Source organism: Gracilibacillus sp. D59, assembly GCF_052246695.1.
Taxonomy (GTDB): domain Bacteria; phylum Bacillota; class Bacilli; order Bacillales; family Amphibacillaceae; genus Gracilibacillus.
In genome coordinates this window covers 20,778-44,575 of record NZ_JBQQCK010000006.1, presented here as the reverse complement: position 1 = coordinate 44,575, position 23,798 = coordinate 20,778, and the positions used below count along the sequence as shown (strand labels likewise).

Annotated in this window: 21 protein-coding genes, 1 pseudogene and 1 riboswitch; of the genes and pseudogenes, 16 read left to right on the top strand and 6 right to left on the bottom strand. The window is 35.3% G+C overall.

Features of this window, described 5'->3' with window-relative positions:
* Positions 1-35: 35 nt before the first annotated feature.
* From ACTWP4_RS11680 to ACTWP4_RS11650, 7 genes and pseudogenes are all read left to right on the top strand, one after another.
* Complete coding sequence (locus ACTWP4_RS11680; RefSeq protein ID WP_443128945.1) at positions 36-317, top strand: DUF2524 family protein; 282 nt, start codon at positions 36-38, stop codon at positions 315-317.
* 66 nt (positions 318-383) lie between these two features.
* Positions 384-521, top strand: a pseudogene (locus tag ACTWP4_RS11675) (ATP-binding cassette domain-containing protein); the annotation flags it as partial.
* Positions 522-720: 199 nt separating this feature from the next.
* A complete protein-coding gene (locus ACTWP4_RS11670) occupies positions 721-999 on the top strand; it encodes a hypothetical protein (protein ID WP_443128944.1) in 279 nt (92 codons plus the stop codon).
* A gap of 89 nt (positions 1,000-1,088) precedes the next feature.
* A complete protein-coding gene (locus ACTWP4_RS11665; RefSeq protein ID WP_443128943.1) occupies positions 1,089-2,234 on the top strand; it encodes a PstS family phosphate ABC transporter substrate-binding protein in 1,146 nt (381 codons plus the stop codon).
* A 19-nt stretch (positions 2,235-2,253) separates the two neighbouring features.
* Positions 2,254-2,940, top strand: a complete 687-nt coding sequence (locus ACTWP4_RS11660; protein ID WP_443128942.1) for a hypothetical protein — start codon at positions 2,254-2,256, stop codon at positions 2,938-2,940.
* A 7-nt stretch (positions 2,941-2,947) separates the two neighbouring features.
* A complete protein-coding gene (locus ACTWP4_RS11655; protein ID WP_443128941.1) occupies positions 2,948-3,685 on the top strand; it encodes a hypothetical protein in 738 nt (245 codons plus the stop codon).
* 59 nt (positions 3,686-3,744) lie between these two features.
* Positions 3,745-5,457, top strand: a complete 1,713-nt coding sequence (locus ACTWP4_RS11650) for a DNA-binding protein (RefSeq protein ID WP_443128940.1) — start codon at positions 3,745-3,747, stop codon at positions 5,455-5,457.
* 309 nt (positions 5,458-5,766) lie between these two features.
* Here the strand turns inward: ACTWP4_RS11650 and ACTWP4_RS11645 are convergent, their stop codons facing one another.
* On the bottom strand, positions 5,767-7,002 hold the full coding sequence (locus ACTWP4_RS11645) for an MFS transporter (RefSeq protein WP_443128939.1): 1,236 nt from the start codon (positions 7,000-7,002) through the stop codon (positions 5,767-5,769).
* A 145-nt stretch (positions 7,003-7,147) separates the two neighbouring features.
* Between ACTWP4_RS11645 and ACTWP4_RS11640 the strand changes: the two genes are divergently transcribed.
* The 5 genes from ACTWP4_RS11640 (at position 7,148) to ACTWP4_RS11620 (ending at position 12,890) form a co-directional block, all read left to right on the top strand.
* A complete protein-coding gene (locus ACTWP4_RS11640; protein ID WP_443128938.1) occupies positions 7,148-9,076 on the top strand; it encodes a glycoside hydrolase family 127 protein in 1,929 nt (642 codons plus the stop codon).
* Positions 9,077-9,219: 143 nt separating this feature from the next.
* The gene (locus ACTWP4_RS11635) at positions 9,220-9,870 is read left to right on the top strand and encodes a helix-turn-helix transcriptional regulator (RefSeq protein ID WP_443128937.1); all 651 of its coding nucleotides are present in this window, start codon (positions 9,220-9,222) and stop codon (positions 9,868-9,870) included.
* 1 nt (position 9,871) lies between these two features.
* On the top strand, positions 9,872-10,681 hold the full coding sequence (locus tag ACTWP4_RS11630) for a pyruvate, water dikinase regulatory protein (protein WP_443128936.1): 810 nt from the start codon (positions 9,872-9,874) through the stop codon (positions 10,679-10,681).
* A gap of 276 nt (positions 10,682-10,957) precedes the next feature.
* The gene (locus ACTWP4_RS11625; protein WP_443128935.1) at positions 10,958-11,926 is read left to right on the top strand and encodes a 2-hydroxyacid dehydrogenase; all 969 of its coding nucleotides are present in this window, start codon (positions 10,958-10,960) and stop codon (positions 11,924-11,926) included.
* Between the two features lie 16 nt (positions 11,927-11,942).
* Positions 11,943-12,890 (top strand): aldo/keto reductase, encoded by a 948-nt coding sequence (locus tag ACTWP4_RS11620; protein ID WP_443128934.1) that lies wholly within the window; start codon positions 11,943-11,945, stop codon positions 12,888-12,890.
* Between the two features lie 203 nt (positions 12,891-13,093).
* Here the strand turns inward: ACTWP4_RS11620 and ACTWP4_RS11615 are convergent, their stop codons facing one another.
* Genes ACTWP4_RS11615 through ACTWP4_RS11600 form a run of 4 tightly spaced genes read right to left on the bottom strand, consistent with a single transcriptional unit; the run spans position 13,094 to position 17,382 of the window.
* A complete protein-coding gene (locus tag ACTWP4_RS11615; RefSeq protein ID WP_443128933.1) occupies positions 13,094-14,500 on the bottom strand; it encodes an ABC transporter substrate-binding protein in 1,407 nt (468 codons plus the stop codon).
* Between the two features lie 16 nt (positions 14,501-14,516).
* On the bottom strand, positions 14,517-15,329 hold the full coding sequence (locus tag ACTWP4_RS11610; RefSeq protein WP_443128932.1) for a carbohydrate ABC transporter permease: 813 nt from the start codon (positions 15,327-15,329) through the stop codon (positions 14,517-14,519).
* Positions 15,326-16,252, bottom strand: a complete 927-nt coding sequence (locus ACTWP4_RS11605; RefSeq protein WP_443128931.1) for a carbohydrate ABC transporter permease — start codon at positions 16,250-16,252, stop codon at positions 15,326-15,328. Before ACTWP4_RS11605 ends, ACTWP4_RS11610 begins: the two co-directional genes overlap by 4 nt.
* Complete coding sequence (locus ACTWP4_RS11600; RefSeq protein ID WP_443128930.1) at positions 16,249-17,382, bottom strand: ABC transporter ATP-binding protein; 1,134 nt, start codon at positions 17,380-17,382, stop codon at positions 16,249-16,251. Before ACTWP4_RS11600 ends, ACTWP4_RS11605 begins: the two co-directional genes overlap by 4 nt.
* Before the next feature lie 226 nt (positions 17,383-17,608).
* Here ACTWP4_RS11600 and ACTWP4_RS11595 point away from each other — a divergent pair, with 226 nt between their 5' ends.
* The 4 genes from ACTWP4_RS11595 (at position 17,609) to ACTWP4_RS11580 (ending at position 22,080) form a co-directional block, all read left to right on the top strand.
* On the top strand, positions 17,609-17,836 hold the full coding sequence (locus tag ACTWP4_RS11595) for a hypothetical protein (protein WP_443128929.1): 228 nt from the start codon (positions 17,609-17,611) through the stop codon (positions 17,834-17,836).
* Between the two features lie 781 nt (positions 17,837-18,617).
* Positions 18,618-18,703: riboswitch (cyclic di-GMP riboswitch) on the top strand.
* A 164-nt stretch (positions 18,704-18,867) separates the two neighbouring features.
* Positions 18,868-19,701, top strand: a complete 834-nt coding sequence (locus ACTWP4_RS11590; protein ID WP_443128928.1) for a PP2C family protein-serine/threonine phosphatase — start codon at positions 18,868-18,870, stop codon at positions 19,699-19,701.
* 2 nt (positions 19,702-19,703) lie between these two features.
* Positions 19,704-21,749: a flagellar assembly protein A gene (locus ACTWP4_RS11585; RefSeq protein ID WP_443128927.1), complete on the top strand. Its 2,046-nt coding sequence runs from the start codon at positions 19,704-19,706 to the stop codon at positions 21,747-21,749.
* A 16-nt stretch (positions 21,750-21,765) separates the two neighbouring features.
* Positions 21,766-22,080 (top strand): STAS domain-containing protein, encoded by a 315-nt coding sequence (locus tag ACTWP4_RS11580; RefSeq protein ID WP_443128926.1) that lies wholly within the window; start codon positions 21,766-21,768, stop codon positions 22,078-22,080.
* Between the two features lie 215 nt (positions 22,081-22,295).
* Here the strand turns inward: ACTWP4_RS11580 and ACTWP4_RS11575 are convergent, their stop codons facing one another.
* The gene (locus tag ACTWP4_RS11575; RefSeq protein ID WP_443128925.1) at positions 22,296-23,741 is read right to left on the bottom strand and encodes a nitrate/nitrite transporter; all 1,446 of its coding nucleotides are present in this window, start codon (positions 23,739-23,741) and stop codon (positions 22,296-22,298) included.
* Positions 23,742-23,798: the final 57 nt, after the last annotated feature.

Sequence of the window (23,798 nt, the reverse complement as noted above, 5' to 3'; positions counted from 1 at the left end):
ATCGCTTGTCATACACTAAATTTGAGGTGATCACGATGGCAACAAGAGATTCTGTTGAAAATTTACTTATTGAAGGACAGCATATTATCCAACAAGCAGAAGAGCAATTAGATATGTCTAATCGAAATCAGTTTTTGTTAAATGAAGACTATACAAATGCGCATTTAGAATTAGAAAAATTATCGCAAAGTATTGACAGGGTGATGGCTAGTGCCAATGCCCAACAACGTGAGCAGCTTCACAGGTTTCAATTAGTGGTTAATGAAAAGTTAAATGATATGATATTGGATCAAGTTGATGTAACAAGGTATGAATAAATATATTTGAGAAAATGAATAATTTTAGAAGAGGTACAATCATTTGTTGATTAGTACCTCTTTTTCATTTTAATATTGCAACTTTTTATTGATACAGGAAAAATTATCGGAATAATTGGTGAAAATGGCAGTGGTAAAACAACTCTAATAAAAGTTTTGGCTGGTTTATTACGTCCAAATCAAGGAACTATTAACCTTGAATTGGACCGAAGAAATCAAATTTCATATAGTCCTGACTAAGCGTATTTTTTGATTATTTTTCTATCGGCAATTAATCGATTTTTATCACTCGCAATTTGCGGACTTTAACCGAGAGCGAGCAGAATCATTAGCAGATTTTTTTGAATTAGAACGAAAAGAAAAAATCAAATATCTATCGAAAGGGCAATTAGGCCGAGTGAAAATGATGGTGACGATAGCAAGAGAAGTTCCTTTCTTAGTTGTAGATGAACCATTAGCAGGTCTTGATCCGCTAGTAAAGGAAAAAATAATCAAAGGAATAATTCAATTTATTGATTTAGAATCACAGTCTTTAATCATTACTACTCATGAATTGTTGGAAGTAGAGCCAATTTTAGATGAAGTAATCGTAATGAAAAACGGCACGATTATCGAACAAAAAAATGTGGAATTAATCAGAGAAAAATCCACCATTCAAGAATGGCTGGAGAAAATATATTGATTAAATTTCGATCCCTCTGATTCGGATTTGTATGGTATAATCTGGATGGTTCCTATTAATTTAGATTTAGGTTTTTTGGAGGGAGACATATGAGGGTTTTTGCAAGTTTGATAGTAGTGTTTGGAATTGGTTTTGCTGGTTTGTTTTTATGGATTGTTTCGCTGACGACTAAGAGTCAGCAATTTTATGGTACATATATCCCGATTGTCATGATAGGATTAATGATTATTTCGGTATTATTAATTTACGAGAAATGGAAAGTGCGTGCAGTGAAAATAGTAAGTGTTACATTTCTTGTAATAGCTGGTGTAACTGTCGGAAGTTATGAGGGCTATCAATATTATCTTAAAAGTCTTGAAATTGTCAGTACTCAGGATGTGGATTTAAAAGTATATCAACCTTTTGCAGATGATACAAAAGCTGCCGACTTAAATAAAGAGTCTACGTTACAAATAGAGGAGAATCTGCCTCGATTGGATGGTGCTACAGCACTATACCCTGTGTATGCCAGTTTTGCTCAAGCAGTCTATCCGGAAAAAGATTATAGCTTAGAAAATAGTGAAGTAATGTCTAATCAAACATCAGGTGCTTTTAACAATTTGATTTATGGCGAAGTCGATATTGCATTTATCGCAGAGCCATCTGAACAGCAATATGAAAAAGCAGAAAAACAAGATGTTGAATTATCACTTACCCCTATAGGAAGAGAAGCATTTGTCTTTTTTGTCAATGAGAGTAATCCGATCGAATCGTTAACAGTCGAAGAAATTCAAGCCATATTCGCAGGGGAGATTACCAATTGGAAAGATGTAGGCGGTAATGACGAGCAAATTCGAGCTTTTCAGCGTCCAGAGGGTAGTGGCAGTCAGTCAGCTTTAATTCGCTTTATGGATGGGAAGTCACTTATGGAACCTCCTGCTGACGAAATTATTTCTGGGATGGGTGGAATCATTCGTGAAACGTCTAATTATCAAAACCATCGTAATGCAATAGGTTATTCATTCCGTTTTTTTTCACAAGAAATGGTAGAGAACGGTGAAATCAAACATATTGCGATTAACGGTGTTGCCCCAACGAAAGAAAATATTCAAAATAATTCCTATCCGGTGGTTGCAGAATTCTATGCGATTACTGCTGGGAGTGATAACCCCAATGTTTCACCATTATTGGAATGGATTCAGTCAGAACAAGGTCAATATCTTATAGATCAAACTGGTTATGTAGCGTTACCGTAATGAAGTAGGAGGATTATTTGTGATTAATATTGATATAGTGGAGTTGCTGGCAAGTATTCCAATATGGCTAGTAATTGTTTTAGGGGCTATTTATTTTTATCGCAAAAAAGATGAAAAGATGGCCATTTGGAAAGTTGCTATCCTTATTTTTGTTGGAATGTTTACTTTTGATATTCATTGGAACATGGAGAATGAATGGAAAATTCCTATCTTACCTTTAGGTGTTTGGATTATTTATTTTTTCATGCGCAAGGATGCAGAACGTTGGCAACGAGCACGCACATATGCTTGGTGGGGGTTTTTATCCAGTTATTTATTAATTTTTTCAGGACTAATAGCGATCTTGTTACAATCAATCATTTATCCTGAAGATGAAGTAGAGACTTTTCTGGCCAATGTAGAGAATGTAGAGGTCATTACGATTCATCCATCAGGAGAAAATATTTCGTTAGATCCAGAAACATTTTCTGAAGCATTGAAAACAGCAACAAGAGAAGATCTGGATCTTGGGCAATGGCGAGATGAAGATATTCAAGTGGAACAAGAACACGCAGAAGAATTTCCTTACATGTTAGAGGGGATTAAATCCAAGTGGGGAAGTGGTTACATTACAACAATATTTTTAGATCGAGATGGTCATGGTTTGATCGTTTCTACTCCAGAGCAGCAATACTATTTTGAAACAGAACGGCGATTGTGGGAGTGACAAGTTGATGAAACGTAAAAAAAGTATAATCTTATTAAGCGCCGTTATTTTACTTGGAGTAATCTTTTGGATTAGTTATCATTATTATTTTTCAGAACCTGACCCATTCTTATCAAAGGGAGTCATCAAAAAACAAATTGATGAGTATCACCAGCAAGAAGTTAAGGAAATACAAGATATAATTTTTTTAGGTGAAAAACATGTTGTGGTACTATTTATTTCAATTCAATATGATTATGCACAAGCCTTTTGGGAATGGCGGAATAATCAATGGTTAAGCATAGGTCATAATTCGATGGGATCGTATACGGTGTGGAAGCTTGATAAAAGTGATTCGGAATCTTTTTATTTGATATGGAATGTCAGACCAGCCCCTAATCTAAGCTATATAGAAATTGTAGGACAACGGGAGCGACAGTATGGCATAACGCAAGGGAATGATTATTATCATCCAGAAATGCAATTAATGAAAAGAATAGACATAACAACTGAACAATCTGGAGTGGAAAAGATTTCGAATGCTTGGGGAAAAGTCATCCCTAATTTTCAACTACCTACCAACCAGACGAATGATTTCTTTGTCGTTTCTCCATCTGCAAATAAACTAACTTTTGGATGGGTGCCATATGGAACTAATCATGATATTCTATCTGTAGATGACTATATTTCAGGAAATAATGGTTCAGGATCTGGTGGAGGTAATAAAGCCTTTATCTTTCGATTAACGGCGGATGAATTGAATTAATTGAAACCTTTCCTCTTGGCAATCGTATAGAATAGTAGCAAACATGAGGAGGAGTAAGAATGATAGGAGTCTTAATTGCAACTGTAATTGCAATGATTTTATATTTAGTAGGAGTAATTATTACTGTAAGTATTTCATCGTTAAATGCTTCACGAGTTTTGAAGCATGGTTTAATTTTGTTTGGTATTGGATATTTGGTAACAGGTATTATTTTCTATCTTATGATGCCTGCGATTACTGTACCGAACATGTTAATTGCTAACATAATCGTAGCAGTAGTGTTAATACCATTATTCCTATATGTGATTCAACCTGGTGAAAAGGCAGAAACAAAAGTATTGAAGCCATTACTCTTAATTTTCAGTATTGGTTTAATCGGAATGATTGTTGTCATTATATTAGGGTTTACGACACTTGATGAAGCAAATCAACGTATTTCCGTTCAGCAAGAAGATGAAGCAAAACCATTAACGAAAGATGAAACACCAATAACGGTAGCACCGGAATTCGCCAGAAATAAGATTCAGAAAGCGATGAGTGCAGTACCGAATCCACAGTTCTATGATTTAGGAAAATTACAAGTGCAAAAAGTGGATGAAGAAATTGTATATGTTGCACCTGTGGAGTTTGCAGGTTTCTGGAAGTATCTGAGAGGGAAAGAAACAGAAGGATATTTTACCATTTCAGCAACAAATATAAATGCACAGCCAAAGTTTCATGAAAGTGCCATGCAATATACTAACTCCAGTTATTTTAACAAATATGTTCAACGTGTTATCTATAATAAATATCCGCACTATATTCAAAGTGGTGAAGCACAGATTGAAGTAGATGATGATGGTAAACCTTGGTATGTACAAACGATTTATCGACCGATGCATGTAACGAATAAACCGAACTTAGAAGATGTAAAAGTGGTGGTTATCGATCCTGTTTCTGGTGATATGCAGATGTTTGATACAAAGGAAGCACCAGCATTTATTGAAGGATCAATCAGTTCCGAAATGGCAACATTAGAAAATAATTATTTTGGAAAATATGTTCATGGATGGTTAAATAGTGTATTTGGAAAAAGAGATGTGAAAATTCCTAATGAATCCGGTTCGGAATCCGGAGTAACGCCGATTTTTGATGAGAATGGCGATATGTTCTACTTTACAGATATGACTTCACCGAAAGAAAATATTGATTCTGCTCTAGGTTATACATTAGTAGATGCCCGTAGTGGGGAATTAATCTATTTTGGTGGAAAAAAGAACACCGCTATTATGGATAGTGAGGGTGCTAAGCAAATTGTCAATAAACAATTCCCTGAGAAGAAATGGGAAGGGTATATGCCTGTTCTATATAATATTGATGGAAATCCAACATGGGTAGTTAATGTCCTGGATCCAAACGGCTTGCATAAACAATTTGCCTATATTAAGGCAAATGATTCTGACTTTGCTGTATTTGGTGATACTGCTAACCAAACATTGGATGCTTATCGAATGGCACTATTGCAAGCACCTGGCAATGTGGGAGCGACAGAGGATAAAGTCACTGAGCCGATTTCAGGTGAAGTGGATCGTGTATTAGTTACATCAACAGAACAAGGTCAAGTAGTGCAATTCTTATTAACAAATGACTCGACTATTTATATAGTAAACGCCAGTAAATCACCGTTAGCCATTTTCTTAGAAAAAGGAGATAGAATAAACGCGGAAGTTCAACTATTAGATAATGGAACAGCAACCGTAGAAGAAATGACAATCGAGGGGTTAACACAGTAATATAAGATTGCCTATAGTAATATGAAAAGATCAATTCATTTAATTAAAGATGAATTGATCTTTTTTAACAAAGAATATCCCAAATCATTTTATACATAAACTGCGAAATAACTCTTATACGGATTTGTTTTCTTCCATTCTTTCATAGGGAGTGCTGGAGCGTATGCAAGCACTCAACTTACATCAGGATGGAATGAAGTAATTTAAAGTGTTCACAAGTCCACAGTTATTATCAACGCTTAATTGAGTTTATGAATATTTATCACGGTGCTAACCGTCTGTAAGACCCCACTGATCATAAGTCTCACTTTATAGAATGTTTCCTTCTTTTTTAAATCTTCTATATATCTCCCATGTTGCCAGTCCGCATAGTATGGCAGTCATTGCAATGAAGAAATAACCTGCCTGCATTCCAATTCTGTTACTCTCTTCAAAAGTAGCGCCAAATGATAGATTGGTAACCCATTCGATAATATAACCTATCATCAAATTGGTTACTACACCACCGATGCCAATAAGGACTACCGTAAACGTAATAGCCGTATCTGTTCCTTTTGTATACTTTCTGGCCAGTAACGCCATCATCGTTGGATAAATCGGTCCAATTCCAAAACCTGCAATCGCAAATAAAATAGCAAGACTATCTCCTGTAAAAATAGGAATTAAACTTAAAATACCTGCAAAGAATGAAAAAACAATTATCGATATCGCATAGCCAAATTTATCGGTTACAGGACCAAGTAATAGCCTAGCTAACATAAAGGAAAAAAAGAATATGGATAACATTCCCGAAGCTTCGGAAATGGTCCATTCACTCACTTTGACTAAATAGTTTACAAGCCAAGCAGCAATTCCTAATTCAGCTGTTACTCCCATTGTTAACGCAAATACAATTAGCCAAGCAATAGGGTCTTTGCTTAATTTTTTTATAGATGTTCGATCGTCTTCTTCATTTCCTTCCTCTTGAGGAAAACGGCTTAACACAACTGGAATAATTGGTAATACCGACAACGAAAGCATGATTAAATACATACCTCGCCACCCTAAATCCGTTGCGTTGATTTCCCAACCCATCATTTGCGCAGCAACTATTGGTGCGACCGTTGATCCAAGCCCGTAAAAGAAATGAGATAAATTAAGCATTGTTCCTGTATGTTTCGTAAATAATCGGGCAGCAATTATCGCAAGACTTATTTCAAGCATGCCATTTCCGATATATAGTAAGAAATAAGCACCAACAAGGGAGGTGAAATTAGTAGAAAAATAGATAAAGATGCCGGAAATCGCCATTAATACAAAGGTTAGTATACTCGTGGTTTTCGCTCCAATTTTAGAAATTAGCCATGACGTATACGTACAAGCGAGTAGAAAACCAAAAGCATTGATCGCTAATAAAACACCTAATGTTCCATCACTTAATGATAATTCCTGTTGCATATCAGGAAGTGCAGGACCTTTTATATTTTCTGACACACCAAAAATCAAGAAACCGCCGAAAATAACAAATAACAATAGATAAAAATTTGTTTTTTTATTTAACCGCATATGTATATGTCCCCTCAAGTAAGCGTTAAACCTAATCATACAATAAAAAAGTAGATTTGTAATCTATTGTGAATCGTAATATTAGCTTCTTGTACTTACATCTTTTATACTTATAAGAAAGCGATTACAATAGAGGTGGATGAAAATGAAGGTAAATGCTAAGACAATTCCATTAAAGCAAGTACATATAACTGACGATTTTTGGAAAAGTAAAATTGATTTAGCAAAAGATGTCATTATTCCCTACCAATGGGATGCCTTAAATGATAATATTCCAGGTGCGGCACCAAGCCATGCTATTGAAAACTTCCGGATTGCAGCAGGACTTTCAGATGGTGAATTTAAAGGGATGGTTTTTCAGGATAGTGATGTTGCAAAGTGGTTAGAAGCAGCTAGTTACAGTTTAATCTATAACTATGATCCTGAATTGGAGAAAACGATAGATGAAATAATTGATTTAATAGGTAAAGCCCAACTAGAAAATGGTTATCTTAATACTTACTTCACTGTTAAAGAGCCTGAAAAACGGTGGAAAGATATATGTCATGGTCACGAATTATATTGTGCAGGACATATGGTCGAAGCGGCGGTTGCTTTTTATGAAGCGACAGGGAAAGAGTCCTTATTAACGATTGTTTCAAAATATATGGATTATATTATAACAGTCATAGGTTCTGAAGAAGGAAAGTTGAAAACATATCCTGGTCATCCGGAGTTAGAGTTGGCTTTGGTTAAATTGTACGAGGTGACAGGTGAAGATAAATATTTTGATTTAATGGTTTATTTTATAGAAGAAAGAGGTAAGCAACCTAGTGTTTTTCTGAAAGAATCTTCACTAGGTTTAACTCATAACGACAAATGGTTCCAGCTAGATTACCACCAGGCACATGCTCCATTGGATGAACAGGATACAGCAGAAGGACATGCTGTTCGAGCGGTTTATTTATATGCCGGTATGGCAGATCTTGTTAAGTATACGAACTCGGAAAAGTGGAAAGAACGATTAGAAGTCTTATGGAAAAATGTTGTAGAAAAAAGGATGTATATTACAGGAGGTATTGGGTCACAAGGGCATGGGGAACGTTTTACTTTAGACTATGATTTGCCAAACAATGTGGCATACGCTGAAACATGTGCGTCGATCGGTTTAGTGTTTTGGGCGCAACGAATGTTACAAATTGAAGCAAAACAAACCTATGGAGATGTGATGGAAAAAGCATTGTATAATGGCGTTCTTAGCGGAATGTCACTAGATGGGAAAAAATATTTCTATGTTAATCCATTAGAGGTGAATCCTGAAATAACCGAATACCGTCATGATCATCAACATGTTGAATCCGAAAGGGTGGGGTGGTTTGGTTGTGCTTGCTGTCCACCTAATATTGCGAGATTATTAACGTCACTTGGTAACTATATTTATACGCAAACAGATAACACCATATATACACACCTCTATGTCGGGAATCAAACAAACTTTAAGATAAATAATCAAGAAGTTATACTTACACAAAAGACAGACTATCCATGGTCAGGAGAAGTGAGCATTGCGCTTCAGTTAGAGAAAAGTAATACATTTACTTTAGCATTTCGACAACCGGCATGGTCTAAAAAAATTCGTGTTATGATTAATGGTGTAAAGGTAGAGGTGGACAAAGTTAAAGATGGTTATGTCTATCTATCACAACAATGGCATCCTCAAGATGAAGTGACGATAGAATTTGATATGAGTATTCATATCGTTCGTTCTAATCCGAAAGTAAGAGAAAATGCTGGAAAAGTAGCAATTCAAAGAGGCCCTATTATCTATTGTTTAGAAGAAGTGGATAATGGCAACGATCTGCATGCGATTAAAATCAACCCACACGAACAGATGGTCGTAACAAATAGTTCGTCTACATTAGAGAGTATATCAATAATTAAAGGATCCGGAGTAAAAGAATTAGTATCAGCGTCGGGATTATATATGTTTGATCAAGTGCCTGATGAAGAGATGATAGAATGGCAAGCAATTCCGTACAGCTATTGGGGGAATCGTGGGAAAGGAGAAATGCTGGTCTGGCTACGAGAAAATTAATAAATCATTACTTGGAAAAGAAGAAGATTTACATATAATTAATGATTTATTAATATGCCTTTTTCCATTTCCCTTTTGAAAATATGTTATGATAATCCTATAATCATTGCGTTTGTTTTGGTATGAAAACCAGGAGGAAGAGTATGATCGACTTTACAAATAGACAAAAAGAAATTATGAATATTTTAGCAAAGCATGAACCTATTACTGCAGAACAAATAGCGGAAATGCTTGGTGTAAGTAAGGGAACACTTCGTTCTGATTTAGCTGTGTTAGTAATGACAGGCCATATTGAAGCCAAACCAAAAGTAGGATATTTTTTATCCAAAGGTGTCAATCAGACCAATCAACAAGATATTTGGAAACAAACGCTTGTCAAAGATATTCAAGGTGTTGCTGTTACTGTACAAGGCAATACAACCGTAAACGATGCTGTTATATCACTATTTATAGAGGATGTTGGATCACTGATAGTTGTTGATGATAATAATCAACTAGAGGGGATAGTATCACGCAAAGATCTTTTAAAGGTAACTTTAGGGAATCCTCAAGCAGCATCGATGCCAGTACAATTAGTAATGACAAGGCAACCAAAAGTGTACTCGATAGAAGCAGATAAAAGTGTTTACGAAGCAGCGAAAATGATGGTGTATTACGAAGTAGATAGTTTACCTGTGGTGAAAGCCATCGAAGATAGCCAAGCTTTTAAAGTGATTGGTCGGATCACCAAAACAAATATTGTAAAGGCATTAATTGATATGGGATCTGAAGCACAGCATAAAGGGGAGTCTTAAGATGGTAGATAATCAGTCGTTTATTTATGTATGTTCCGATGCAGTTGGGGAGACAGCTGAGGCAGTTGTTAGGGCAACGATTAGACAATTTACGAGTAGTAATGTACAAGTAAAACGATATAGCCATATCCAATCAGAAGAGGAAATTGAAGCGATTGTCCAAGAAGTAAGAGCAAATCATAGTTTTATTGCATATACACTCGTTCAACCCGAGTTGAGGGCAAAAATGCAACAGAGCGCAATTCGTTATGATATACGTGCGGTTGATGTAATGGGTCCTATGATGCAAGCGTATATTGACACATTCAATGGTAATCCAAAACCAGAGCCTGGTCAGCGTCAAGTGTTAGATGAAGAGTATTTTAAACGAATAGAAGCAGTAGAATTTGCAGTCAAATATGATGATGGAAAAGATGTAAAAGGATTATTACTAGCAGATGTAGTATTAATTGGGGTTTCTAGAACGTCCAAAACACCATTAAGTATTTTTTTGGCACATAAAGGGATCAAGACCGCCAACCTACCTATTTTGCCAGATATGGAAGCACCGGAAGAGTTGTTTCAACCAGCTGACCGCATGATTATTGGATTGACGATTGATCCGGGTCATTTATTAAAAATCAGAACGGAAAGATTAAAAACGTTAGGATTACCAGCACAGTCAAAATATGCTTCAATGGATCAAATTAAGCGGGAATTAAAAACAGCAAACGCTTTAATGAAAAAGCTGGATTGTCCAATCATTAATGTTTCTGATAAATCAATTGAAGAAACTGCAGGCGTCATTATGAAACTACGTGCGGAACGTTAGAGAAAATACTTCTCGCAATACCGAACGATCTTCTTTATAGAGGATCTTCTTTATTGAGAGGAAAAAATTGTGTGCAAAAAAACTTTTGCAGCCGGAGTGGTGATCAAACGGTCGATATATTTCATAATGACAACTAATAGCAATATCCACAGACCTACTTAGCATATTGTTATAAGACTGGGCGGGTTTTGCCCAGCTTTTCCTATGCTCATTTTTCGATTATTCAAACAGTTCGTGATAATATAATAATAGATCAGTAATTCTAAGGAGGCCACTATGCGAAAAAAAGTATTAGTCACCGAACCAATTCCTGAAACAGTAAAAAACTATCTGCAAGAACACGTAGAATTAACAACTTGGGATAGTCCAGAACAAATGCCAAGAGAACAACTTTTAAACACAATAGGAAGTTTCCATGGTCTTATTACTGTAAAAGACAGCATTGATGATGAATTACTTCAGCGTGCAGATCAACTGGAAGTAGTAAGTAATATTTCAGTTGGTTATGATAATTTTGATGTCAATGCATTAAAGCGTTCACAGGTGATTGCGACACATACACCATATGTATTAGATGAGACCGTAGCAGATCTTATTTTTGGTTTAATACTTAGCAGTGCAAGAAGAATAATTGAGTTAGATCAATATGTTAAACAAGGTAAATGGGTAAAAGCTGTCGATGCCCCGTTATTTGGTCATAATGTACATCATAAAAAACTTGGAATAATCGGAATGGGAAGAATCGGTGAAAAAGTAGCTAGAAGAGCGAAGTTAGGTTTTGAAATGGATGTTACATATTATAATCGTTCACGAAAGGAAAAGATAGAAGCAGAATTAGGGCTACTATACCAAGATATCGATGTTTTATTACAAGAATCTGATTTTATTTTACTGATGACCCCATTAACAAAAGAAACATTGCACTTAATTGATGCGACAGCTTTTGAAAAAATGAAAGACTCTTGCTTTTTTATTAATGCATCCAGAGGTAAGGTAGTGGATGAAGCAGCAATGATTAAGGCGTTACAGGAGAAAAAAATAGCCGGTGCAGGGCTAGACGTATTTGAACAGGAGCCTGTAGATCCAAATAATCCACTATTGAAAATGGACAATGTTGTTACCTTACCACATATAGGGTCTGCAACAGCTGAGACTCGAGAAGAAATGAAATTTTTTGCGGCAAAAAATATGTTGCAAGGGTTAAATGAGGAACAACCTGAAGCCGTAATCAAAGAATTACTGTAATAATGGAGGGATTAATGTGGCGGGAAATGTTCAACTAGGAAAAACAGATTTATATGTTAATCCAATAGGTTTAGGGGCGAATGCAGTTGGTGGACACAATTTGTATCCTGATTTAAATGAAGATACAGGTAAAGAGTTAATCCGTACAGCAATTAATGAAGGGATTAACTTTCTAGATACGGCTTATATTTATGGCCCAGGGAGATCAGAAGAGTTGATTGGCCAGGTCTTAAGTGAAACTGGTAAAAGGAATGAAATGATAGTTGCAACAAAAGGCTGTCATCGTCCAGATGGGAATGAAATGGTTACCGACAATTCTCCAGCCTTTCTCAAACAAACGGTTGAAGAAAGTCTGAATCGATTGCAAACGGAATATATCGATTTATTTTATATTCATTTTCCTGATAAAGAGACGCCTAAAGATGAAGCGGTCGGAGCGTTGTATGAGTTAAGAGAACAGGGGAAAATAAGATCGATTGGTGTATCGAATTTTTCACTCGAACAATTAAAAGAAGCAAATAAAGATGGATATGTGGATGTTTTTCAAGGCGAGTATAATTTAATTAATCGTCAGGCAGAAAAAGAATTGTTTCCATACTTAAAGGAACAGAGAATTTCATTTGTCCCATATTTTCCACTTGCTGCAGGATTGTTAGCAGGTAAATATCGAAAAGGCGACCAGTTTAAGGATCTGCGTAAGAATATGGATCACTTTAAAGGTGAACAATTTGATCGAGAGCTGAATCGTGTGGAAAAAGTAAATCAAATGGCTGCTGATAAAGGGGTTGAAACAGCTCATTTAGTGCTAGCCTGGTATTTAAAAAATCCATTAATTGATGCGATTATTCCAGGTGCCAAGCGACCAAGTCAAGTTGTAGATAATTTGAAAACATTAGATGTTACGTTAACAGATGAAGAATACAACAAAATAGATCAAATTTATCACGGTGCTAACCGTCTGTAAGACCGCCACTTCAAGTAACACAAAGATATGTTTAGGGATAACAGACGCTAACACCCTAATAAGTTTCGCTAATGATCAGTGGGGGTCAAAACCCCACTGATCATAGCCTCACTTTATCGTTAAGTAAATGAAATTCTTATTATAAAACCCGTTTCAACAATGAAACGGGTTTTTGAAATTTATTAGAAGATCGTCTTATTAGCTTATTGATTTGCCCGGTTGGCTTGTTCTATTACCCGGTTCGTTTCCTCTGCTGCTTGATCTAATGCTTCTTGAGGATCTGTACCTTGTAATACATTTTCCATAGCTGTTACGACTTGTTGTCTAGCTTCAGGGAAAACGGAAATTAAAGCACCTTGTGTTGCATAAGATGGTTTAGTTTCTTGTAATTGATCAACCGTAACTTTTAATTGAGGGTACTCTTCCCATTTTTCTTGTACAATTTCTTCTTCATAGGCAGCAGGATTAATAGCGAAGTACCCAGTGTCAATGTGCCATTTCGCTTGGCTTTCTGGCGTTTGTAAGAATTTCATGAACTCCCATGCCGCTTGTTGTTTTTCTTGATCAATGCCATTAGACATCCAAAGAGACGCACCACCAATAATAACACCATTACGCTCAGCTTCTTCTGAATAAGGAATATAAGAAACACCGACTTCAAATGGTGCATTTTCAACAGTATTAGCCACTCCTGCAGAAGAGTCTAAATACATTGCAGTGTTTTGAGTTTGAAATGCAGCACGAATATCATCCCAATTAGACCCAAAGTTACCATATGTACCAGCTTTATTCATCTCATCGATTAGCTGGAATACACGTAATCCTTCTTCACCGTTGAAAACAGCTTCAGTTGCTGCATCTGTGCGACCATTATCATTGTTTACAAATAATCCACCTTGTGTAGCAATTAATTCCTCAATAAACCAACCGTAATTCAGAATGGAGAAACCATATCTTTCGGTATTATCACCGTTTTTAACGGTTAATTTTTCTGCTGCTGCTTTAATTTCTTCAAACGTTTGAGGTGGATTTTCTGGATCTAAACCAGCTTCTTCAAATGCATCTTTGTTGTATAACATAACTGGTGTAGACGAGTTAAACGGCATGGAATATAATTGCCCATCGACCGTGTAATAATTTAAAATATTTTCTTCTAATTGGCTGATGTCATATCCTTCTTCATCAATAAAAGACTGTACGGGTTCAATAAAACCACTATCAATCATGTATTTAGTCCCAACCTCAAATGTCTGAATAATTGCGGGCGCATCCTCTGTTCCGCCAACACTTCTGAATTTTGTTAATGCTTCTTCATAAGAACCTTGAAATTCTGGGATAATCTTATATTTGTCTTGAGATTGATTAAAGTTATCGACAATTGCTTCAATCGATTCTTGACCTCCTCCAGACATAGCATGCCAAAAAACAGCTTCAACCTTGTCGCCTGTTGCTTCTTCTTCACTTGTGTTTTCACTCTCGCTGCTTTCATCTGTTTGTTTCTCTTCTCCTGTAGTGTCCTCGTTAGGTTCTTCACTCTCTGCATTATTAGAGCATGCAGTGATGAATACTAGTAAATTAACAGTCAGTAACAACAATAACAGCTTCTTCATTGAAAATTCCCCCTTATTATTTAAGTGCACCTTGGGCAAGGCCTTTTTGCAATTGCTTTTGCCCTAAAAACAACAAGATTAAAGTCGGAATGATGACGATAATTACTCCTGCCATAACCACCCCCCAATCTGTTGCCATTTCCTGTGTTTGTAATTGCTTTAAACCGATTTGGACGGTTCTTACGTCATCATTGTTAGTCACAAGCAGTGGCCATAGATACATATTCCAAGTAGTCAGGAAACCGTAAGCTCCTAATGTAACAAAAGAAGTTCGGCAGTATGGAATGACAACTTTCCAGAAGAATTTAAAAGATCGTAAGCCAGCAATATCACTAGCTTCCTTTAATTCTTTTGGTATTGTAAGAAAGTGTTGTCGTAATAGAAAAGTACCGAATACGATGGCGAAAAATGGTATCGTTAAACTTTGATAATTATTAATCCAGTCTAGTTGTTGAATCGTGAGGAAGTTCGGAATTATGGTTGCTTCCCATGGAATCATCATCGTAGAAATAAAGATGAAAAAGACAATATTTCTTCCTTTAAAAGGAATGAAAACAAAAGCATAAGCAGCTAGGGCGCTGACAAGTAATTGTCCTAACATCACGACAGTAGATACAAAAAAGCTATTCCATAAATATTGTGCTAAAGGTAAACGCTCAAATGCTTTTTGATAATTATCGAAATGAAAGGATTCCGGAATGAATTTCCCTGATAAGAGTTCTGCGCCACTCATAAAACTGATGAAGAAAGCATATACCACTGGGAAAAAGATAATTATTGCTGTTATAAGCAGCAACATATATGTAATGAGAGATCGAAGTATTTTCATTGATAGTGCACCTTCCTTTCCCCAAACTTAAATTGTAAAATGGTTACAATCAAAATACATACAAACAGGAAGATTGATTGTGCACTAGCTGTACCAAACTGGTAATTAACAAAGGCTTCTCGATAGATAGAATAAACGATCAAATTAGTAGATTCGGACGGACCTCCTTGCGTTAAAATATCAACTTGTCCAAATGTTTGAAAGGCATTAATTAAAGAGACTGTAATAACAAAAAATAAAGTAGGAGATAACATTGGTATCGTTATCCTTCTTAGTTGATAAAAATAACTTGCACCTGAAATTCTGGCACTTTCATAAAGGTGATCATCAATATTTTGCAAACCACCTAACAAAATAAGGAAAGAGAATCCAATATTCATCCAAATCGTAGTAATTGAAACAGAAACTAACGCCCAGTCTGGATGTAGTAACCAATCAATTGAAGTACCTCCAATTGACGTTATAATTTGGTTTAAAATCCCCATACTTGGATGGAAAATAAATAACCAAACTACGGCAGAGGCTGCAACAGAAATACCCATTGTCGATGAATAAATGGTTCGAAAAAAGCCGACACCTTTTACTTTTTCATTTGCCAGTAAAGCCAGAAAAAGAGAAATGATAACACCTGTTGGTACTGTGTAAAGCACAAATAAAATAGTTGCTTTAATACTTTTATGAAAACTTTCTGCCTGCAGGATATATTGATAATTCTCCAATCCAACAAAAACATTGGCTATCCCTTGTTGATCAGTTAAAAAGAAGCTTAAATATAACGTTTTTCCAAGTGGATAAAATAAAAACACACTAAAAAGAATAATAGATGGCAATAAATATAAAATTGCTGATCTCCAATGAACGAATCTCCACTTTGTATCTATTTTATTAAACGATTTTTCTTGTATTTCCGCTGTACTTTTCATACAATTCCCTCTTGAACATGTTGATGTTGAATATTTTTTGGACCTTGAAGTAATTTTTCCGTGGATCCATCATAGATACAAAGCGAATCTGGATCTAGTGTCAATGTTAATGTCTGACCAACTCTAATATCCCATTGTCCATACCATTTGGCGTACCAAATCGAATCTTCATTCCATTTAAATTTCAGCAATGTTTCTGTACCTAAAATTTCTACATGATCGATGGTTACTTGAAAGAATAAATCCCTACTGGCAGTTTCTTCATAATTTCTTATGTTCTCAGGGCGTATCCCTACTATTACATGATCACTACTCAAGTCTGACATAGTTAAGCGATCAACAGATAATGAAATTTTCTCACTAATTTTTATATGTGAGGTGTTTTTATCCACCAGCCCAGTCGTTAAATTCATCGGTGGTGAACCAATAAATTTTGCGACAAAAGGATTTGCTGGTGTATTGTAAACATCGATTGGTTTTCCTACCTGTTGAATTACTCCTTCATTTAATACCATGATGCGGTCTCCCATTGTCATTGCTTCGACTTGATCATGGGTAACATAAATTAAAGTGAGTCCAAGTTTTCTCTGTAATTCACGAATTTCGGAACGCATATGAGCTCTTAATTTTGCATCTAAATTGGATAAAGGTTCATCCATCAAACAAATGGGGGGGTTGGTAATAATAGCTCTTGCTAAGGCAACTCGCTGCCTTTGACCGCCTGATAAATGACGTGGCTTTCTTTTTAAATAATCTGTTAAGCCTAGCATTGCAGCAATTTCATAACACTTTTCCTTCTTTTCTTTTTTTTGCATTTTTTTTACGTCTAAACCAAATGTTATATTATCTTCTACTGTCATATGTGGATAGAGGGCATAGTTTTGAAAAACCATTGATAGTTCACGTTTACTAGGCGGGAGGTGGTCTGCTCTATTGCCATCAATCAATATCGACCCAGAGGTTATTTCCTCTAATCCAGCAATCATTCGTAACAGTGTACTTTTCCCGCATCCTGAAGGTCCAACAAGTACAAAAAATTCGCCTGGTTCAATTGTTACACTAACATCTTTGACAACAAGTTGTTCTTTGTCATAGCTTTTATCGACTTGTTTTAGTTCGACAGAATACATAATAAATTCTCCTTTAATAGATTAGCTTGTATGTCATTGCCGATTATAAAGAAGTTTTATAAAGAGGGTATTAACATAGTGTAAAAAAATATATACAAAAATTAACAATTTTTATCATGAATTAATAAAAATCGAGAAAAAACACTTTCATAATCGGCAAAATATTGTATGATAGTATTTGTGAAGAAAATATGAAATACGTTTATTGTTGTAATGAGGTGTAAATGTGGACATAATTAAAGAATCAATGAGTTTGCCTGTCGATAATTTTTTAGGCATGCTAATATATGCTGTAATATTTATGTTGGTGGCGGGCCTTGTATTTAGTTTGGCATTGAAATTTATTCCTAACCGTTTCCCGTATGCTGTAAAAAGTTTAATCGTTTTTATAGCTATTATTATTAGTTTAATTGTATGGTGGCAAATGATTGTGGAACCTGGTTTGAATCTATAAGAAAAGTAGATTGCCCGTATAGCGACTGATAGACTATGCCCTTGAAACACTGATGAATCGTTGTTGTCTTTCTTCTAGGGGCACGATGAACAAAAAGTATTGATATTGATCACAAGACGATCGAAGCTAGTCGATGAAAAGGCTACTAGACCTATAGCTTTCACTATCGGTGAGTCTCTCAAGTTGCTGAAGTTAACATTTGCTTCCGTATATACTTGCTTCTCGAATTGATAAAAAAGCCAGTTTATCATAATGGCTGGCTTCCTATCTACACCGTAGAATAATTTCTTTTAAACCTCCGCTAAATTCTTTTCATTAATTCGGCTTTATACTTCCCAAAAAACTTTTATTGTTGAAATGATGTAGAATCATTAGCTTAATGTTTAATAACGAACAATCAGGTGAAAAGTAATGAAAATGAACTAGTAATATTGTGGTAATATATTGATAGACTGAAAAGCGTACTCAATTAAGGAAAATTGTTAAATATAAAGTGAGACTATGATCAGTAGGTATTTTGACCTCCACTGATCATTAGCGAAACTTATCAGGGTGTTAGCGTCTGTTATCCCTAAACTTATTCTTGTGTTACTTGAAGCTTGAAGTGGCTGGTCTTACAGACTGTTAGCACCGTGATAAATTTTAGAGAGAAGTGATATAAAAGTATTAGGGGGTTGATCTAAAATACTGGTAAACGGTCATCATTAATACATTGTCAATTATTGACGCCAAGACAATTTTCTTTTAGAATATAGGTATGGAATCATGACTTTTTTACTACTAACGATAATGGCAAACTTATTGAAAAATAAGGACGCAAAGCCCAAGGATCTAAGGTCATACGACTACGATAGCCGGGTTGCCGAAGGGTAGGAATACAAAATGATATAGTCCTTTTAATGTATGTCATTTTAAATCCACCTTTTCAGGTGGATTTTTTTATATCTTCAGCCAATATCCTAATTCGATAGAGTAATATCAATACTCTAAGAGTTTTTAAATATTAAAAGCAATATGAGGAGGTGAACAACTTGTTCGGCAAACATTTGCAAACAAATTACCAATATAATGAGCAAATGGATAATACTCTAGCGAGAGAAATAAAACAGGCGCGTAATATTCAGATGAAATTACTTAACGGTAAAAAACCTGAAATAGACGCAGGTGAAATAACCGGTATTTCGATACCAGCTCGATTAATTGGTGGTGATTATTTTGATTTTCATACTTTGCCAAATGGCAAGATACGAATTGTGATTGGAGATGTAATGGGTAAAGGAATTCCAGCAGCAATGTTAATGATCCTTACACGAGGCGTTTTTCGAAGTTGTGCCGAACATCAATGTTCTCCTAGTAAAACATTGAAAGTAATGAATGATGCAATGTATAACGATCTTCGTACATTAGGTTCATTTGTTACACTTCTATGTGCCGATTGGGACCCTAAGGAAAAGACGTTAACATATGCGAGTGCAGGACATAATCTTCCTATTGTAATAGATCGGAATCTTAACGAAAAAAAATTGCCGGCAATTCGGGGCGTTATGTTAGGTGGCCTACCCGAAACAAGTTATCAAGAAGATATGATTACACTGTATGAAGAAGATATTGTCTTTTTTTATACTGATGGAATTATTGAAGCTCAAAATGAACACGGAGAATTATTTAAAATTGACCGGTTGATTTCAAGTTTACAACAATATCAGCATTATAAAGCAGAAGAAATTGAAGAGGCGATACAAGAGGAAGTTAAGACGTATACAAATGGTGTTGTGCAAAAAGATGACATTACAATGGTCGTATTGAAAATAAAAGTTGATAACGATCAACTCACTATTAAAAATATTTCTGGTGAGGAGGGATAGCAATGAACCAATTAGTTTCTAAGGGAAAATCAGTAGAAGAAGCCATATCTCGTGGATTAAAGTTAATGGAATTAAATAAAAAGGATGTCAATATTGAAATAATTCAATTTGATACAGAGGGCTTTATGGGAATAGGTCGCAAACAAGCTATTGTTAAACTATCCAAATCATCGAATGAAAAGTTATCCACTGAACCTCTATCAATGGATGAAATGATTGATAATGCTATATTACGAGAAGATGATGATCTGATAGCTAAGGAACCTAATGAAGTACATAGTTGGGAAAATAAAAAAGAAGGTACTGCATGGATTATCGATAATGAACTTCATATTAAGAGTACAGACCAAAAGTATGCCACCGCTTCCATTTCTGAAGATGTATCCTTATATAAAAATGGGCAATTAATCAATAAAAAAACGATCCTTTTAAGTGAAGAAAATTCTTACCATATTGAGTTTGAACCAGTAAAGGAAAAATCAATGTCTTGGAAGATATCTATTTTAAAGAATGGTTTGGAAGCAATTATAGAGGTGTTTCCAGGTGAAAAAATTAGTCAAAGGTTAAAAGATTTTCCGCCAAGTGATCATATTAATATTGAATTAGAACATCATAGGGAAATTATTAATACACTCACCAGAGATGATATTATTAATGAACTTGAAAGGCAAAATATCACTTTTGGTTTAAATGATAAAGCGATTGAGCATGCAATTAAAACTCAAGAGCAAGGTAAATTTGTCGTTGCATTAGGAAAAGAGCCTAAACATGGGTTAGATGGTGAGTTGGAATTAAAAGTTGATATTAATGCAGAAAATGGGCTAGTGGAAGATGAACAAGGAAATGTGAATTTTAAAGAAGCGAATATTATTCCTAATGTCGAAGTTGGAACGATCATGGCAATTTTACACCCGCCTATTCCTGGAATTTCAGGTCGCACGGTAGAAGATACAGAAATCCCAGCAAACAAACCAAAAGAATTAAGAGTTGTACCTGGAAAAGGTGTAGATTTAATCGATGATAAAATCATTGCTTCGGAATCGGGAAGACCGGCAATTGAAAAAAGAGGCATGACAGTCAAAGCGATGATTATGTCCAAATTAGTTCACGACGGAAATGTGAACATTGCATCAGGTAATATCCGTTTTAGTGGAGATGTTGAGATTTTAGGAGAAATAGAGGAACAAATGATTGTAGAAGCAGGCGGAGATATTTATGTCCACCAATCTGTTAGTGAATCGACTCTGACAGCTTCAAAATCTATTATTGCAAAAGGAAACGTCATTAATTCTAACCTTACGGCAGGAAAACATCATCTTTTAGTTATTGAATTAGGCCATTTACTTGCAATATTGGAAAAACAATTAGGAAAAATGATTGTCATTATCCAGCAATTGACCAGTTCAAAAGCGTATAAATCACAAGAAATTAAGATAAAAGGGTTACAACCGTTAATTATCTTATTATTGGAAAAGAAATTTAAGGATTATAAAACTACAGCAAGGAAATATGTAGATATCGTTGAAAAAGCTGAACAATATATTGAAGAGCCAGAATGGAAGAAAATAGGTTATGATTTAAAGACTAAATTTCTTTCGTTATCAAATGAAACAATAACTATTTCTCAATTAAATATATTACAAAATTTAATGCATGAACTAGCAAAGTCAACAGAATCTGAAGTAGAACCAAACTCTTATATAACGTTATCAGATACTATCAATAGTAAAATTTACTCAAGTGGTAATATAAATATTATCGGTAAAGGATGTATTAATTCCAAGATACATGCAGGTGGAGCTCTTAAAGTAAATGGTATTTTAAGAGGTGGAGAAGTATTTGGCAGATTTGGGGTAATAGTAGGTGAAGCAGGTGCAATTAGCGGAACCAAAACCATTATTTCTACTTCAGCTGATCAAACGATAACCGTGATGAAGGCTTATGAAGGAACGATTTTACGAATTGGAGAAACTGTAAGACAGCTATTTAAGGAAGAGCGATTTATTAAAGCAAAATTAGATGATCAAGGACAAATTATATTCGTATAATGAAGGAGGCGTGTGCATGTTAGAATATCATTTGGAAAAAACAGAAGATAATTGTAATGTATTATTACATGGAGATTTAGATATTGAATCGACTGAGTTAGTAAATGATGAATTGATACCTCAGTTACAAAGTGAATCAATTATATGCCTAAACTTTAAAGATGTTCACTTTGTTGACTCTTCTGGTATGGGGTTATTAATTCAATTGGTGAACCAGTTAAAAGAGGAAGAACAAGTTGTTAAGATAGTAAAGGTTAAAGATGACATTTTAGAAGTGTTTGAATTACTACAAATACCTGAAATAATTGGCGAAAATGTAATCGTAAAATAATTTATTATCACGGTAACAATCTCCCTTAAGAATCCCACTTCAATACATAGTAAGGGGTAATGGGCACCAGTACCCCGATAAGTCTTGCTAATCATCAATGGGAGATGAAAAAAATATCTATGATGAGTAGACAATAAAGTTTCACCCCTGTTTCTATAAGATAAGAAACGGGGGTGAAACTTTGATTATATATTTCAGCGATAACTTTGTGGAACCTAAAATGAAACAGCATTTTTAGCTTTTGGTTCTTTTGCTTTTGCAACCGCTGTTTCTTTAGCTGGTTCTTCCAAGAAGAACATACATAAGAAACATACAACAGCTGTAAGACCGATTAATACAAAAAATATGGTAGGGCTAACCATTGTAAAGATAGTAAGGAAAATAACAGCACCGATATTGCCATATGCTCCAACCATACCAGAAATTTGACCAGTTACCGGTTTTTTTATCATCGGAACCATGGCATATACTGCACCTTCGCCTGCCTGAACAAAGAAAGAACAACACATGGTGACGATTACGGCGAACCAAATTGGCCAGCTGGAACCAATTAACGCCATACCGATATATCCGATTGCTAATCCAGCAATAAAAATCATAAGTGTTTTTTTACGACCAAATTTATCGCTAAACCATCCACCACTAGGTCGAGACATTAAATTCATAAATGCGAAACTACTGGCAATAAGTCCAGCTTGTGCTACACCAAGTGAGAAAGTTTCTTCAAAGAATTGAGGCAGCATCGATACAACAGCTAGCTCGGATCCGAAAGTGCAAAAGTAAGCAAAATTCAGAATAGCTACTTGTTTAAATGAATATTTTTCTTTTTCAGGCACGCCTTTTTGAAGATGTTCTTTATTTACATTCCAAATTTTTCTCAGGTTATATATAAATAAGCTGATTAGCGTAACTAAAATAACTACGAAAATATAAGAACTGATAAAGTTTAAGTTCCATAAACGGTAGCTCTGAAAGATAAGTATTCCAAAGACAGGTATACTCATTAACATTAGTCCTATTAGATCGCGATAACTAGTTACTTCTAATGCACCACTTTTCTTTGGCTTTTTATAAGTGACTCCGTCCGGTGTATCATTAACAAGTCGTAGGAACAGAATACCATAGATTAAACTGATGATTCCGGTTAAACCAACAGCATAACGCCAACCATCTTCTCCTCCAAAAAGAATGGCTAATAAAGGAAGTGTCATGGCAGCTGCCGCTGAACCAAAATTACCCCAACCACCATAAATACCTTCTGCAAAACCGACATTTTTTTCTGTGAACCATTCAGATACTAACCGAATACCGATAACAAAGCCAGCGCCTATAAGAGCTAAAAAGATACGGGATATCATTAATTGAGTAAAAGAATTTGATAAAGCAAACGTAAAACAAGGAATACTTAATATAATTAATAAGCTCGAATATACTCTTCTCGGTCCAAATCTATCTACAAGCATTCCAATTAAAACCCGGGCAGGAATGGTTAGCGTCACGTTTGCAACTGCCAGTAAAGCTACCTCGTCATTTGATAAACCAAATTGGCTTTTTAATGTTGTCATAAAAGGTGCCATATTAAACCATACAACAAACGTGATAAAAAAAGCTAACGTCGTAAATCCTAATGTTTTGATATTTCCTTGATAACCTGATTTCATTCCATTAACCTCCTGTAGTCTTGTTATGGTTTCATTATAGAAGGTTAATGTTAATAA